The following is a 13,623-nucleotide window of genomic DNA, read 5'->3' on the forward strand; positions in this document are numbered from 1 at the left end:
GCCCGAAGCCGGAACCGGACAGGGAAATGCCGGTTCTGCAAAAAGCATTTTCGGGAGAGGTCAGGCGTGGCGGAGCTGTTCGAGGCGCTGTTCGCAGACGATCATGAGAATCTGGTCGAGAATCAGGTTCAGCTCGCCCTCCATCAGCTTCGGCAGGTCGAAGGTACTGACGTTGTAGCGGTGATCGGTGACGCGGTTCTGCGGGAAGTTGTAGGTGCGGATTCGCTCGCTGCGGTCGCCGGTGCCGACCTGGGAGCGTTTGTCGGCGGCCTGCTTGCTGGCCTCTTCCTGCTGTTTGTGCTCAAGCATCCGGGCGTACAGAATGCGCAGTGCGATCTCCTTGTTGCGGTGCTGGGACTTCTCCTGCTGGCTCGCCACGGAGAGTCCGGTCGGGATGTGGGTTACCCGCACGGCCGAGTCGGTCGTGTTCACGCACTGGCCGCCGGGGCCGCTCGAACGGAACACGTCGAAACGCAGGTCTTCCGGCCGGATGTCGAGTTCGACCTCCTCGGCCTCCGGCATGACCGCGACCGTGACCGTCGAGGTGTGGATGCGCCCGCCCGCCTCGGTCGCCGGAACCCGTTGAACCCGGTGGACGCCGGATTCGTATTTCATCAGCGAAAAGACGTCGCATCCGGAGAGCGAGAACGACACGTCCTTGATGCCGCCGAGATCCGTGTCGGACTGGTCGAGAATCTCAACCTTCCAACCCTGTTTTTCGGCAAAGTGCAGATAAGCGCGGAAAAGCTCCCCCGCGAAGAGGGCGGCTTCGTCGCCGCCCGCGGCCGGTTTGATCTCGACGATGATGTTTTTGGCGTCATTCGGATCGGGCGGCAGCAGGGAGACCTGAATCTCTTCCTCGAGCTTCGTCGACTTTTCTTCGAGCGACGCGATGTCGGCGGTGAGAAGGTCGCGCATTTCGCCGTCCTCCTCGACGGTCAGCATTTCGCGGTTGTCGGCGAGTTCGGAGAGGGCCTTCTTCCAGCTTTCGAATTTTTCAAAGAGCGCGCCGAGTTTGCGGTGCTCCTGGGAAACACTGCGGAATTCCGCTCCCCTGGCGTAGATGGCCGGGTCGGCCATGCGTTCCTCAAGCTCGGCGAAACGGCCGCGCAGGTTATCGATATATCCGGCGATGTCTTCTGGTTCCATAATGCTCCAATTCCGAACTCACGGCCGCCGGAGCGCGGTGAATGCTCCGGGGCCGTCACTCAAAAAAGGGCTTGCAGAACGCGGACGTTCCGGCAAGCCCGGGAAATCGGTTTCAAAACGGCGATTACGCCTTCTTGTAACGGCGGTTGAATTTGTCGATACGGCCCGCCGTGTCGACGAATTTCTGCTTGCCGGTGAAAAACGGGTGGCACTTCGCGCAGATACCGACCTTGTACTCGGGGCGGGTGGATTTGATATGCCAGACTTCACCGCACGCGCAGGTCACGACGGCATCTTCGTACTTCGGATGGATGTCCTTTTTCATTTTGCACAACTCCGTTTTGCAGGTTATATTATCAAAGTTCTTTTGCTTATGCATGAAATCAACAATCTTTATAAAATAACAGAAGTTACCGTAATTTCAAGCGGAAATCAGGAGAAAACACAATGAATTTGACGGAATTTTTAAAGGACGGCGGTTTTTCTCCGGAGGTCGGCGAACTGCTCGCGCCGTGGTGGAGGGAGGACCCGGCGCTCGAAACGATGCCGGAATTCCTCGACGGCGGTTTTTTCCGGGAATACGAGCCGCTGCTCGGGCTCCGGGAATCACCTGCTTCCCGTGTCGACGCGCTTGTCGCGGAGGTGAAAAAACATCCGGCGCTGCGCATCTATGCGAATCTGCTCGACCGCTGGCTGCTCGGCGGCGAACTGGGTCCCGACGGAGCGCGGCTGCCGCTGCCGGTCGGGCGTCTCGGGGAAGAGGGGGCCGGACTCTTCTCGCTGCTGCTGGCGCTGGCGGCACTGCCCCGCATCCGGAAGTCGCAGGCGGAGCTCGGGCTGCCGGAGTCCTGCTGGCGCGGCGTGGCGGGCTGGATCGCCGGGACCGTCACGATCTACAAGGCCGCGCACGACGGTTTTGCCGGGACGAATCTGCAGCAGATCCACTGGCTCCGTTTTTCGATCGAGCGCCGGCTTTTCCGGGTCGGCCGCTTCGAATATCTGGTGCATACCGTGCCGGATTGGGTTCCGGCCGTCTACCGCAGCCGGGCCGACGGCGGCGTGCTTGCGCTCTGCCGCGACGACTGGAGGATCGACGGCGGCGGATTCCGGGTGGAGGAAGGGGGGGAACGGACCTTTCTGGAATGGGACGGCTCCATGCTGACCGGCACACCGATCGACCCGGCCTCGGGGCGTGCTCTGCCGGGCGTACGCCGCACGATCGATCTGGAGGTGTACGAACCGGTACTCACTCCGCATGAATGGGTGCCGAGCGTCCATATCCCGGGCGGCGGCGGCATGACGGCGGAGCTGGCCGGGGCATCGCTCCGGGAGGCGGCGGCGTTTTTCCGCAAATACTTCAAAAAGGAGATCCGCGCATTCGTCTGCGATTCGTGGATTCTGAACCCCGCCTGGATGGAGCTGCTGCCGGAGTCGAATCTCGCGGCTTTCATGCGGGAGCTTTACCTGTTTCCGCGCACGCCGTATCCGCAGGCCGGGCTGTTTTTCGTTTTCGGGCGAAGCGACGGGGATTTTGCGTCGTATCCGGCCGATACTTCGCTGCGGCGCGCGTTTCACCGGCTGTACAACGCCGGAGAGCCGTTCCGCACCGGCGGCATGTTCGTCCTGACGGCCGACCTCGACCGCTGGGGAAGCGGGATCTACCGCTCCCGGTAGATCCCGGCGACATCATCGGAGAAAGGAGGCGGGGCTTCCGGGCGCTTCTTCCGGAAAAAGCTTTCGGCGCGCGAAGATCAGCAGCCCCGAGGGATGATTGATGACCCGGTATTCGGGATCTTCCGCAAGCTGGCTCAAAAGCCGGTTGACTGCGGTCAGGTCGCCGTTGTTGTGATAGTTGCCGCGGTCCAGAATGAAATAGTCAACCCGATCAGGCCGGGTCAGACCGATGCCGAGTTCCGGGAAGTCGTAGACCGTGCCGCGGCGCAGGAAAGCAGGCCCGACCTCATTCTGGCAGATCATCGTCGTTCCGGGCGGATACGGCAGCAGGTCGGTGACTGCCCGAACCTCGTCGGCGTGAAGCAGCAGGCGGATCATCTCCTGCCAGTAGGCCGGACGCAGCGGCAGCGACAGTACTCCGCCGGAGTAGGTGAACTCCGGTTCGACGGTGTAATTCGTATACCGGGTCAGCGGCAGGTCGCAGAAGAGCAGGTGGACGGCCAGCATCAGGATCGCGGCGGAAGCGATTCCGGCACGCTGCTGCCGGAGGGAAGGTTTTCGGCGCCGCAGGAGCACCCGCAGCGTTCGCGCTCCCCAGAGGGCGACGACCGGCGTAACCGCGATCAGCGCCGAACTGTAATGGCTGAAGAGAAGCTGCTGGTGAATGCTCGTGGAAACCAGCTGGATTCCAAGCGTGGGCAGCCAGAAGAGAAGACACATTTTCCAGTTTGCAGCCGGCAGGAACGCGAACGGCACGAGGACACTCACCACCACGCCGGGCACAAATGGATTCCACAGCCCCGCGATCATTCCGAAGATATTCATCAGCGTCTGCGTGAAGGTCGGCGCAAGAAGCGCATAACGGCCGTAGTGCCAGTAATTTTCGCCGAGCAGGAGCGGGTAGTAGATTTTCAGGACGAACAGCGTCCAGAAGGCGGCAGCCGCGATTGCGGCGGCTCCCCAGAGCCGTTTCCGCTTCTGCGTCATCAGCCAGAGCCCCGCCGCGGCGACCGGAATCACGAAGTCCTCCTTGATCAGCGGCGAGAGTGCGAGGAACAGAAAGAAATACGGCATGCGTTTCCGGCTGTAACAGTAAAATGCCGCGAAGAGGAAGAGCGGGAACAGGCATTCGGCGTGGAAGTCGTACAGCGCCAGCCGCGAATAATAGGGGTTGAAGAGGTACATTGCCGTGAGCAGCAGCGGAACCGGACCCGTCCGGAAATAACGTTTCGCGGTCCGGTACAGCAGCGGGGCGGCAAATGCGAGCGCCGCCGACTGGATCAGCGGCAGCCAGATCGGGGAGTCCCGAAGCAGATAGAGCGGGGCGAACAGCATCATTATCGGCGAAAAGTGGTCGAATCTGCCGCGGTAATCCAGCATCAGGCCGTTGCCGGAGGCGGCATTGCGGAGCATGGAGTCGTAGATGCCGAAGTCCCAGTTGCCCACCTGCATCGCTTCGATCTTGTAAAGGCCGAGGATGAAATAACTCAGAAAAAACAGCAGAACCATCCAGCGCAGAAGCAGCGTTTCGCTCTTTGCCGTCAGGGAGAGGCGGGAGCGCGATGCGCCCCGGCCCGCCGCGGCGGCCGCTATTGTGATGAGGAGGATATAACCCAGATAAAGCATGGACTTCACTCTCCTGCGGCCTGGCGGTAAATGGCAAGGTCTTCGGCGGAGAAGCAGCAGAAGACGACCCGCTCCGGCAGCGTTTCGTTCCATGCCCTGACGGTTTCGACGGCGATTTGCGCCGCCTCGCGTTTCGGATAGCGGTAGACGCCGGTCGAAATGGCCGGGAACGCGATGGACGCACAGCCGTTTTTCGCGGCGAGCCGCAGGCTGTTGCGGTAACAGGCCCCGAGCAGCTCCGCTTCGCCGCGGTTCCCGCCGTGCCATACCGGTCCCGGCGTGTGGATCACGAAGCGGCACGGCAGCCGGAACCCGGGCGTGATGACCGCTTCCCCGGTCCGGCAGCCGCCGAACGGGCGGCACGCCTCGAGCAGTTCCGGCCCGGCGGCGCGATGAATCGCGCCGTCCACTCCGCCGCCGCCGAGCAGCGAACAGTTTGCGGCGTTCACGATCGCGTCGACGGCGAGCGTGGTGATGTCGCCCCGGAGGAATTCAAGCTTCATGGCGTCCTCACGATTCGCAGGTCATCAGGGGCCGCGCATAGATGCGGAGCGAGGCGACCCCGGCCCCGGTCGCCGCACGGGCGGGATTCGGGCGCGGAACCTGCTGCGGATCGAATCGCCGCCAGCCGAACTGCTGGAAGTCGCCGCCGTCGAGGAAACGGCCGTTCCAGACGAAGCTGACGATTCCGGCGCCGCCGTCCACATTGACGGTCAGTCTTCCGGCGTTGCGGTCCGGCAGCGGTTCGCTGACCGCGGTCGAACCGCCGCAGCCGTCGGACAGATAAAAAGCGATTCGCCCGTCCGGCAGAAGCTCGACCCGCTCGCCGCGGCCGTCCGGCCCGGTGTGGTCGAAGAGCGTTCCGGCGGCGAACGCCTCAAGCTCGAAGCGGAGCGCATAGCCGTTCCGGGTGCGGACGGACGGGCGGTTGACCGCTTCGCAGTTCCGGTCGAGGAACGGCGGGAAGCGGAACTCCTCCGCGCGCCAGTCGAGCTCCTCCGCCTCCGGCTCGACGGTTTCCCCGGCGGAGCGGCGCCACATCTTTGCGAGGAATTCCGCCGGGATTTCGTGCAGCCGCGCCTTGTTCTTCTCGGTCTCAGTCACAAAATAGCGGCCGTTCTCTTCGACGAGGTCGGGATAGCTGATGCGGATCATCGGGTCGTCGCTGTAAAGCAGCAGCTCGGGTTCGCCCCAGCGGATCACCTTGCCCTCCGGCGAATCGGCCTCGATTCCGGCCAGCAGCCAGACCGGATTGCGGTCCTCGTAGGTCACATACGGGTCGAGGGCGATGAAGCGGCCGCCGTGATTGTGGAACCAGTAGAGGTAGTTCCCGTTTTCGCACTTCCAGACGAAATTCGCCGCGCGCGGGTGTTTGACCGGGCGGCCGTCCGCATAGCGCATGAATTGCGGCGGCTGCCAGCTTTTCCCGCCGTCGCGGCTGTATGCCTCGGCCGGGTGGCCCGCGATGGTGCGGAACGTATCGTAGAAGCTGCCGTCCGAAAGCGGCACGACGCAGTGCTCTTCGCCGACCGGTCCGGCGCCTTCCGGCGGACGGATGCCGGTCTCGCCCTCCGGCAGCGTCTCCCAGGCCGCATCGGCCGGATTGCCGGCCGTGAGCAGGTTCGGGCTCGCCAGAAGGCATCCCTCCGAACGCTGGAAAAATCCGCGCCCCATTTCGCCGACTTTGTTCAGCGTCACGTAAGCCGTTCCATTGTGGATGAACGGGCGCCCCACGTTCCAGAAAAAGCAGAGTTTGCCGCCGTAGACGTTCGCGCGGTCGCACTCGAAGAGGCGGAACGGGATGTCGTAACGCTCCCGGCTCCAGCTCCCTCCGTTGTCATCACTGTATTTGAACACAAAGTGTCCGAGGCTGTCGACCCGGGTGATCACTTCCTGTCTGTCGTGGCTCAGGATCTCACGGACGTTGTCGGAGTTGCGGTTGTAGAAGACGAAAACGCGTCCCGACGGAGCTTTCAGCAGGACCGCGTAGGAGTTTTCCACGTCGCCCGGCGTCTCGACCGGAACCGGTTTCTCCCAGCTTTTCCCGCCGTCTGTCGAGCGGCAGGTCGAGACGTGCTGCCCGGGCGCGCCTTCCTCCCCGGAGCCGGTCGTCACGCAGCAGAGCCATGCGCCGTCATTGCAGCGGATGATATAGGGCTGATCGGCGTAAGTCACCGCCGGAATTTCGAGCCCGTTTTCGAGCAATCGCCAGTCATACATTTCGGAACCTCCTGATTCTGGACTCAAAATAGCACCGTTCCGTGCCGAATGCAACTTGAAAGCACCGGAAAGAGACGCTATATTTTCCGCAACTGACAAAGGACCTGTTGCTATGGAAATACTGTACCGCTCCGATGAAATCGCCGGGCGCATCGCCGCGATGGGGGCTGAAATCACCGAATATTACCGGGGGAAGGAGCTGACGCTCGTCACTTTGATGACCGGGGGACTCTGTTTCGCCGCCGATCTGGCGCGCGCGATCGACCTGCCGCTCTGGATCGATTCGCTCGCGGTGGCCAGCTACCGGGGGTGCCGGAGCACGGGAGAGCTTGAGTTCCGTTCGATGCTGAAGCTCGATCCGGCCGGGCGCGAAATCCTGATCCTCGACGAAGTGCTCGACTCCGGAACCACTCTGAAATGCGTCTGCGACTATTTCGGGAAACGCGGCGCCGCCGGGGTCCGTACCGCCGTCATGGTCGAAAAGAGGCTGCCGCGGCCGAACGGTCTCGCCCATGCCGATTGGACCGGATTCGTGACCGGCACGCGCTATCTGGTCGGCTACGGGCTCGACGCCGACGAGCTGTACCGGAATCTGCCGCACATCGCCGCTCTCGACTGACTCCGCAGAGACGGGGTCAGCCGCCGTACGGGACCTGCAGCCGCCACGCACAATGGTCGCAGACCGGCAGCGCTTTATCCTGTATGGCTTTGCGCCACAGTCCGGCGCGTTCCCCCTCAATCAGTTCCGGCAGCGGGTGCCGCTGCGCGTTTCCGATCGAAAAACCGAAGTAGTCGGTGCAGAAACCGACTTCTCCGTCGTGCCGGATGTGAAGGCGGCAGCCGGGAGCCTGGCAGGGCGGAGTGTCGGCGGGAAGGGACGGATAGCGGTGCCCGGTCACCGTGACCTTTACCGGATGACGCCGCTGCCGGACAAGCGCGGTCTGTTCCTTCAGGCGCGCCAGGTACGCCGCATCGTCGTCGCGGCGCCACGCTTCGAGCTCCGGATAGTCGCACCCGAAATGCGTACGGCTGTAGTTCCGGTAGGCGGCGATCTCTGCTCCTGTGAGGTACATGAGCTGCTGCAGGATGATTTCATCCGGTCCGAGCGGAGCCAGCAGTTCCGGCAGTTCGGCCATGCGTTCCACGTTCGCGTCGGAGACGGTGGTCAGGAAAACCAGCCGGCCGCGCCGCTCCCGCAGTTTTTCAAGACTGGCGCGGACGCGGTCGAATACTCCTTTGCCGCGCACCGCGTCATGCAGCTCGCGCGGGCCGTCCACCGAGATGAAGATCCGGCGGAAGCGGCGGCAGAGCGTCTCGGCATGGCGGCCGGCGAGAGTGCCGTTCGTCACGATCTCAAGCGGATGCCGGCTCGCGGAGAGGCGCTCGGCCAGCTCCTCGAAGCCCGGATACAGCAGCGGTTCTCCGCCCCAGAAGGTGACCGGCGCGTCCGGTTCCGTCTCTTCCGCGCAGCGCAGCCAGAAACCGACCGGCAGCTCTTCGCGGCCGGTACCGAGCATTCCCTTGTTCTGCCCGCAGAAGCTGCAGGCGAGATTGCAGCGGCCGGTCAGCTGGAAATGAACGGCCTTGACCGGATGACGCAACGGCTCACCTCGCTCTGCGGAATTTCAGGATCGCGCCCGCGTTTCCCTGCACCGTGAAGCCGTGTTCGACCGGGGGCTCGCCCCAGACCATCGAATCGAAAACCCACTCCGGCGCGGAGGTGATTTCATCGGTCAGAGGCGACGGCGTGTTGTTGACCGCGATCACGAGCAGCGTATCCGCATCGAGCTCATGCTCGGTCAGCGTCAGGAGCGGATTCGTGCGGAACACGCGGCGGGTTACGCCGGCGGCTTCGGCCGCCGTCGCGTAGAGCCGGTAGAGCTCCGGCGCCTCCGGGAAAAATGCGCGCGGCGTCTCGGTGGCGGCCCGTTCGATCGGAGCCGCCAGGAACAGCGCCTTGCCGCGGCCGTAACCGCAGAGCGTGAAGATCGGATCGTCGTCGATATCGACGGCCAGCACCTCCGCGCGGCGGTTCACGAGATTGAGCTGGTATTCGGCGCGGCAGCGCACGTCGAACTCCCGTTCCTCGGAGCGGATCGTCGTCTCCGCAACCGCCTTGCAGCGGGTCGCGATGTCGATGCCGAACACCGTGCCGAACGGTTCGAGCGAACCGCCGTCGGAACTGACGAACAGCGTCGCGCCGTTTTCGACCTCCCGCAGCAGCGCGTGGTAGCAGCGGGCCGGAATCACATGGGTTCCGCTGACCGACGGCATGATGTAGAATTTCGACGGCTTGAGCGGCTGGCCCGCGTACTGGAATTCGACGTCGAAACCGGCCTGCTTCGCGAGCAGGAAGCTCGCGTAGGCGACACCCCACTGATCCTGGCTCTGGGTCAGAATCACGACGGCGTCGCGCCGGAAGGCCGGCAGCCGGCGGAGCCCGGTCCGGTCCAGGATTTCCCCGAACGCCTTCATTGCCCGGATCGTCGGTTTCGGGGTGCGGTCGACCCGCAGCAGGCCGAGTTCGCGCTCCACGGCGGCCCAGTCGTACGGCGCATGTTCGAGCCGGGTCTGATCGTTCGCGCACCACCACAGGAGCCCGCGGCAGTCATGCGCGAAGCAGTTCCAGAGCATGTTCCGCAGGTAGTTGCCGGCCACTTCATCGCTCGATTGCGACGGCCCGAGGTTGCCGGCCTCTTCGACGAAGGCCGGAACGCCGCCGATGTCGCCGTAAAGCCGGGTTTCGGCCGCGGCATGGAAGGCGTTCCGCATCGTATTGACCGGATCGGTCCCGCAGTGCGGCGTGAAAAGCGGGTACGGGTGCGTGCAGAGCACGTCGGTCACTTCGCCCTGATCCTGAATCGTCCATGCTCCGCGTTCGCACTGCAGCGAATGCATGCCGGAGACGACCGGACGATCGGGGTCTTCGACCCGGACCGCCGACGTGATCGCATTGCTCCAGCACCAGGCTTCCGACGGAGAGTCGCTCCAGGCCATGCAGTTGCATTCGTTGCCGAGGTCCCACGCCGCGATCGCCGGGCAGCCGCGCAGTTCGCGAACCAGATAACGCACCATGCGGACCTGCCACCTGATCGCCGTCGGGTCGGTGATGACGTTCACGCGCTCGAAAGCCGGCGGCACATGCATGCGGCCCGACATCCAGCCGGTCACCAGCCCGACGATGAGCTTGATGCGGTTCGCCTCGGCTACGCGGCACAGCTCGCGGAACCGTTCGACCATGACCTCGTCGACGCCGGCGCGCCCGGCCGGCGTATCCGGCAGCGGCCGCTCGCCGAACCGCATCTCGACGAAGGACTGGCCGCCGCCCGTCAGTGCCTGAATCGGCTGGAAATCCGGCCAGAGCGGGAACACCCGCGCGACCTCAACGCCGTTTTCGGCCAGCAGCCGGAAGTCGGCTTCGACGACCTCCGGGCGCCAGTCGCGCCACATTGCGGTCCCGGCATGGCTGGCCCAGTAGTTGCAGCCGACGAAAAATTCACTCCCGGGGGCGAAGATTCCCTGCGGCTTTTCTGCGTCTGTCATAGATCAACTCCATATATGATTAAGGATGTTTTTTTGTCCGGTCTGCATAATATATACCCTTCTCCGCGAAGGTTTCAATCGAAATTGATTGCTTTTTCGGCGATTCCGCGGTATTTTAATAAATGGAAACAGGATTTTTACCGTAAGGATACGCATGACACGCAGTGAATTCAAAACCCTCGCCATCCAACGCATTCTGCGCCTCGACGGCGCGACCGGGACCGAGCTGGCCAAACGCGGCATGCCGCCCGGCGTCTGTCCCGAAGCGTGGATTCTCGACAATCCCGATGCGATCATCGACGTGCAGCGCTGTTACGCCGCCGCCGGAAGCGATATCGTCTATGCTCCGACGTTCGGCGGCAACCCGCTTAAACTCGCGGAGTTCGGCCTTGCGGACCGGACGGAGGAGATCAACCGCGAACTCGCCAGGCTCTCGCGCCGGGCGGTTCCGGACAAGTTCGTTTTCGCCGATATCGCGCCGACCGGGCAACTGATTGAGCCTTATGGGGAGCTGGCGTTCGACGAAGCAGTGGAGATTTACAAGCGCCAGATCCGCGCGCTGCTCGAAAGCGGCGGCATCGACGGGTTTGCGATCGAAACCATGATGGATTTGCAGGAGGCGCGCGCGGCGCTCATCGCGGTCCGCGAGCTCTCCGAGCTGCCCGCCCTCGTGACGCTGACCTTCGAGCCGGGCGGACGCACACTGACCGGAGTCCACCCCGTCTCCGCGCTGGTGACGCTGCAGGGGCTCGGTGCGGATGCGTTCGGCTGCAACTGCTCGACCGGGCCGGAGGCGATGGCCGGGATTATCCGCTCCGTCAAGCCTTACGCGAAGATTCCGCTTGCAGCCAAGCCGAATGCCGGCATGCCGCACCTGGTGGACGGCGAGACCCGGTTCGACCTCGGTCCGGAGGCGTTTGCAGCCTCGGCCGCCGCGCTGGTCGGTGCGGGAGCGAGCCTGATCGGCGGCTGCTGCGGCACGACGCCGGAGCATATCCGGCTCCTCTCCGAAGCGATCGGCAGCAGCCGCCCGCGGCCGGTTTCGGCCGAGAAGCGCGGGATCGTCGCATCTCCGGGGCGTTTCCGCCGCATCGCGGCCGACGAGCCGTTCGCGCTGATCGGGGAGCGGATCAATCCGACCGGCAAGAAGGCGCTCCAGGCCGAGCTGCGGGCCGGCTGCCTCGATCTGGTCAGGCAGTTTGCCCGCGAGCAGTCCGCGCAGGGGGCCGCGCTTCTCGACGTGAATTTCGGCCTCTCCGGCATCGACGAGGCGGCGACCATGCGCCGTGCGGTCGGCGAGCTCGTGCTGACGACGGATACGCCGCTGTGCATCGATTCGACAAATCCCGAAGCGGTCGAGGCCGGGCTGCGGATTTATCCGGGGCGTGCTCTTTTCAACTCGATTTCGCTTGAGGAGGAGCGGATCGACACGATCCTGCCGATCGCGGCGAAATACGGCGCGATGCTCGTTCTGCTGCCGCTGACCGAGGAGGGGATTCCCGCCACGGCAGCCGACCGGCTTTCCGTGCTCGGCCGGATCGTCGAGCATGCGCGAAAGTACGGCTATACTTCGGCGGATTTCGTCGCCGATGCGCTGATCATGACCATTTCCGCGAATCCCGAGGCGGCCGGAGTGTCGCTTGATTTCATCGAGAAGTGCCGCCGGGAGGCCGGAATCAATACGATCTGCGGACTTTCGAATGTGAGTTTCGGGCTGCCGAACCGCGCCGTCGTGAACCAGACCTTTCTCGGCATGGCGCTCGGGCGCGGACTCACTTCGGCCATTGCGAATCCGGCTGCGCCGGGCATTATGGATACGATTGCGGCCGGGGACGCGCTCGGCTGCCGCGACCGGCGGCTCGAACGGTTTCTCGAACGCTTCGGCAATCAGCCGGCCGCACCGGCGGGGGGAGGCGGCCCGGCGGAGCAGGACGTCCGTCCTCCCGAAGAGCGCATGTTCGACGCCGTGCTGCGCGGCCGCCAGGAGACGGCGCTGAAGCTGCTTGATGAACTTATCGCCGCGAATGCCGACCCCGGCGCGATCGTCAACCGGATTCTGATTCCCGCCATCACCGAAGTCGGCGAACGTTTCGAGCGGAAGGAGTATTTCCTGCCGCAGCTCATGCAGAGTGCGGCGGCCATGCAGAAGGCGATGGAAAAGCTCGAGCCGCTGCTCCGGAAGGAGGGCGGCGGCTCGGACGGCCCGGTTTTCGTGCTGGCCACAGTCAAGGGGGACATCCACGACATCGGCAAGAATATCGTATCGCTGCTGTTCAGGAATCACAATTTCCGGGTCATCGACCTCGGCAAGGACGTTCCGGCCGAGACGATCATCGATACGGCCGTCCGCGAGAAGGCCGCATTGATCGGGCTTTCGGCCCTGATGACGACGACGATGCCTCAGATGAAGGTGGTCATCGACCTCGCCCGGGAGCGCGGGCTCGATATTCCGATTCTGGTCGGCGGTGCCGCGGTGGACGAGGCGTTTGCGGAATCGATCGGCGCGGTATACGGCGCCGACGCCATGGCGGCGGTGCGCAACGCGTCGAAGCTGCTCGGGCTTTAGCCCCGCAATTCCGTTTGCCTGACCGCGGGCGGGATTCGGAGGGGATTCCCTCCGAACTCCGCGGCGTTGCGGGAAAGAGGATCAGCGGACTTGGACGCCGTGCTCTTTCAGATAGGCTTTGAGAGCCGGAATTTCGATCATCCGGAAGTGGAAGACCGAGGCGGCCAGCAGGATTTCAGCGCCGGCTTCGACCGCTTCGAGGAAGTGTTCAAGCTTGCCTGCGCCGCCGGAAGCGACGATCTTTGCGCGGCAGGAATCGGCCATGGCGCGGATGACCGGCAGGTCATAACCGGTTTTCGCGCCGTCCCCGGCCTTGCTGGTCGGCAGAATCACCGGAACGCCGCAGCCGTCGACGCGCTTCGCCCATTCGAGCGCGTCGGTGCCGGTCGCGGTGCGTCCGCCGTCGATATATACTTCGTAACCGGAGGGCAGGGCCGGATTCACATCGACGTCGATCGCCACCGTGAGCGCGTCGGGACCGAATTCCCGGATGATTTCCGTGATGAGCTCCGGCCGGCGGTAGGCGGCGCTGCTGACGGAGACCTTGTCGGCTCCGGCTTCGAGCACATTCGCCGCCGCCCTGATGTCGTTGATGCCGCCGCCCACGGTGAACGGCACCGTGCAGACCGCCGCGACTTCGCGGACGACTTTCGCCAGCGTCGGGCGGTTTTCGACCGTCGCCGTGATATCAAGCATGGCAAGCTCGTCGGCTCCGGCGGCGCAGTAGGCGCGGGCGCACTCGACCGGGTCGCCCGCATCGGCGATGTCGACGAAGTGGACGCCTTTGACCACGCGCCCGTTCTGCATGTCGAGACACGGCATGATGGAAATAGTCTGGGACATTC

General features: G+C 64.0%; 11 protein-coding genes. 3 read left to right on the plus strand and 8 right to left on the minus strand.

All coding sequences use genetic code 11. The annotated features are described in order from the left end of the window. Positions 1-60: 60 nt before the first annotated feature. Together prfA and rpmE are read right to left on the minus strand one after the other, a co-directional pair. Entirely contained in the window at positions 61-1,149 is a 1,089-nt protein-coding gene (prfA, locus tag FYJ85_RS10780; protein WP_154418425.1) for a peptide chain release factor 1, read from the minus strand. A gap of 124 nt (positions 1,150-1,273) precedes the next feature. Next, on the minus strand, positions 1,274-1,474 hold the full coding sequence (gene rpmE, locus FYJ85_RS10785) for a 50S ribosomal protein L31 (protein ID WP_106051968.1): 201 nt from the start codon (positions 1,472-1,474) through the stop codon (positions 1,274-1,276). A 122-nt stretch (positions 1,475-1,596) separates the two neighbouring features. On the opposite strand from rpmE, the gene FYJ85_RS10790 reads away from it, so the two are divergent. Continuing rightward, a complete protein-coding gene (locus tag FYJ85_RS10790; RefSeq protein ID WP_154418427.1) occupies positions 1,597-2,823 on the plus strand; it encodes a hypothetical protein in 1,227 nt (408 codons plus the stop codon). Between the two features lie 12 nt (positions 2,824-2,835). On the opposite strand, the gene FYJ85_RS10795 is transcribed toward FYJ85_RS10790, so the two are convergent. From FYJ85_RS10795 to FYJ85_RS10805, 3 genes are read right to left on the minus strand one after another with little or no spacing between them, the layout of a single operon-like run. Next, the gene (locus FYJ85_RS10795; protein ID WP_154418429.1) at positions 2,836-4,449 is read right to left on the minus strand and encodes a DUF2079 domain-containing protein; all 1,614 of its coding nucleotides are present in this window, start codon (positions 4,447-4,449) and stop codon (positions 2,836-2,838) included. A gap of 5 nt (positions 4,450-4,454) precedes the next feature. Continuing rightward, the gene (locus FYJ85_RS10800; RefSeq protein ID WP_106051962.1) at positions 4,455-4,952 is read right to left on the minus strand and encodes an O-acetyl-ADP-ribose deacetylase; all 498 of its coding nucleotides are present in this window, start codon (positions 4,950-4,952) and stop codon (positions 4,455-4,457) included. Positions 4,953-4,959: 7 nt separating this feature from the next. Then, the gene (locus FYJ85_RS10805) at positions 4,960-6,669 is read right to left on the minus strand and encodes a sialidase family protein (protein ID WP_206213113.1); all 1,710 of its coding nucleotides are present in this window, start codon (positions 6,667-6,669) and stop codon (positions 4,960-4,962) included. A gap of 112 nt (positions 6,670-6,781) precedes the next feature. On the opposite strand from FYJ85_RS10805, the gene FYJ85_RS10810 reads away from it, so the two are divergent. Beyond that, positions 6,782-7,288 carry a phosphoribosyltransferase gene (locus FYJ85_RS10810; RefSeq protein ID WP_106051958.1) on the plus strand — a complete coding sequence of 169 codons (507 nt, stop codon included), beginning with the start codon at positions 6,782-6,784 and terminating at the stop codon, positions 7,286-7,288. A gap of 16 nt (positions 7,289-7,304) precedes the next feature. Here the strand turns inward: FYJ85_RS10810 and FYJ85_RS10815 are convergent, their stop codons facing one another. Together FYJ85_RS10815 and FYJ85_RS10820 are read right to left on the minus strand one after the other, a co-directional pair. Next, positions 7,305-8,270: a radical SAM protein gene (locus FYJ85_RS10815; RefSeq protein WP_154418432.1), complete on the minus strand. Its 966-nt coding sequence runs from the start codon at positions 8,268-8,270 to the stop codon at positions 7,305-7,307. A 4-nt stretch (positions 8,271-8,274) separates the two neighbouring features. Then, positions 8,275-10,212 carry a glycoside hydrolase 5 family protein gene (locus FYJ85_RS10820; RefSeq protein WP_154418434.1) on the minus strand — a complete coding sequence of 646 codons (1,938 nt, stop codon included), beginning with the start codon at positions 10,210-10,212 and terminating at the stop codon, positions 8,275-8,277. Between the two features lie 154 nt (positions 10,213-10,366). Here FYJ85_RS10820 and FYJ85_RS10825 point away from each other — a divergent pair, with 154 nt between their 5' ends. Then, positions 10,367-12,778, plus strand: a complete 2,412-nt coding sequence (locus FYJ85_RS10825) for a homocysteine S-methyltransferase family protein (RefSeq protein ID WP_154418436.1) — start codon at positions 10,367-10,369, stop codon at positions 12,776-12,778. A gap of 81 nt (positions 12,779-12,859) precedes the next feature. On the opposite strand, the gene hisF is transcribed toward FYJ85_RS10825, so the two are convergent. Further along, positions 12,860-13,621, minus strand: coding sequence for an imidazole glycerol phosphate synthase subunit HisF (gene hisF, locus FYJ85_RS10830; RefSeq protein ID WP_106051950.1), 762 nt, complete (start codon positions 13,619-13,621; stop codon positions 12,860-12,862). Between the last annotated feature and the right edge of the window lie 2 nt (positions 13,622-13,623).

The organism is Victivallis lenta (assembly GCF_009695545.1).
In the GTDB taxonomy this organism is placed as follows: domain Bacteria; phylum Verrucomicrobiota; class Lentisphaeria; order Victivallales; family Victivallaceae; genus Victivallis; species Victivallis lenta.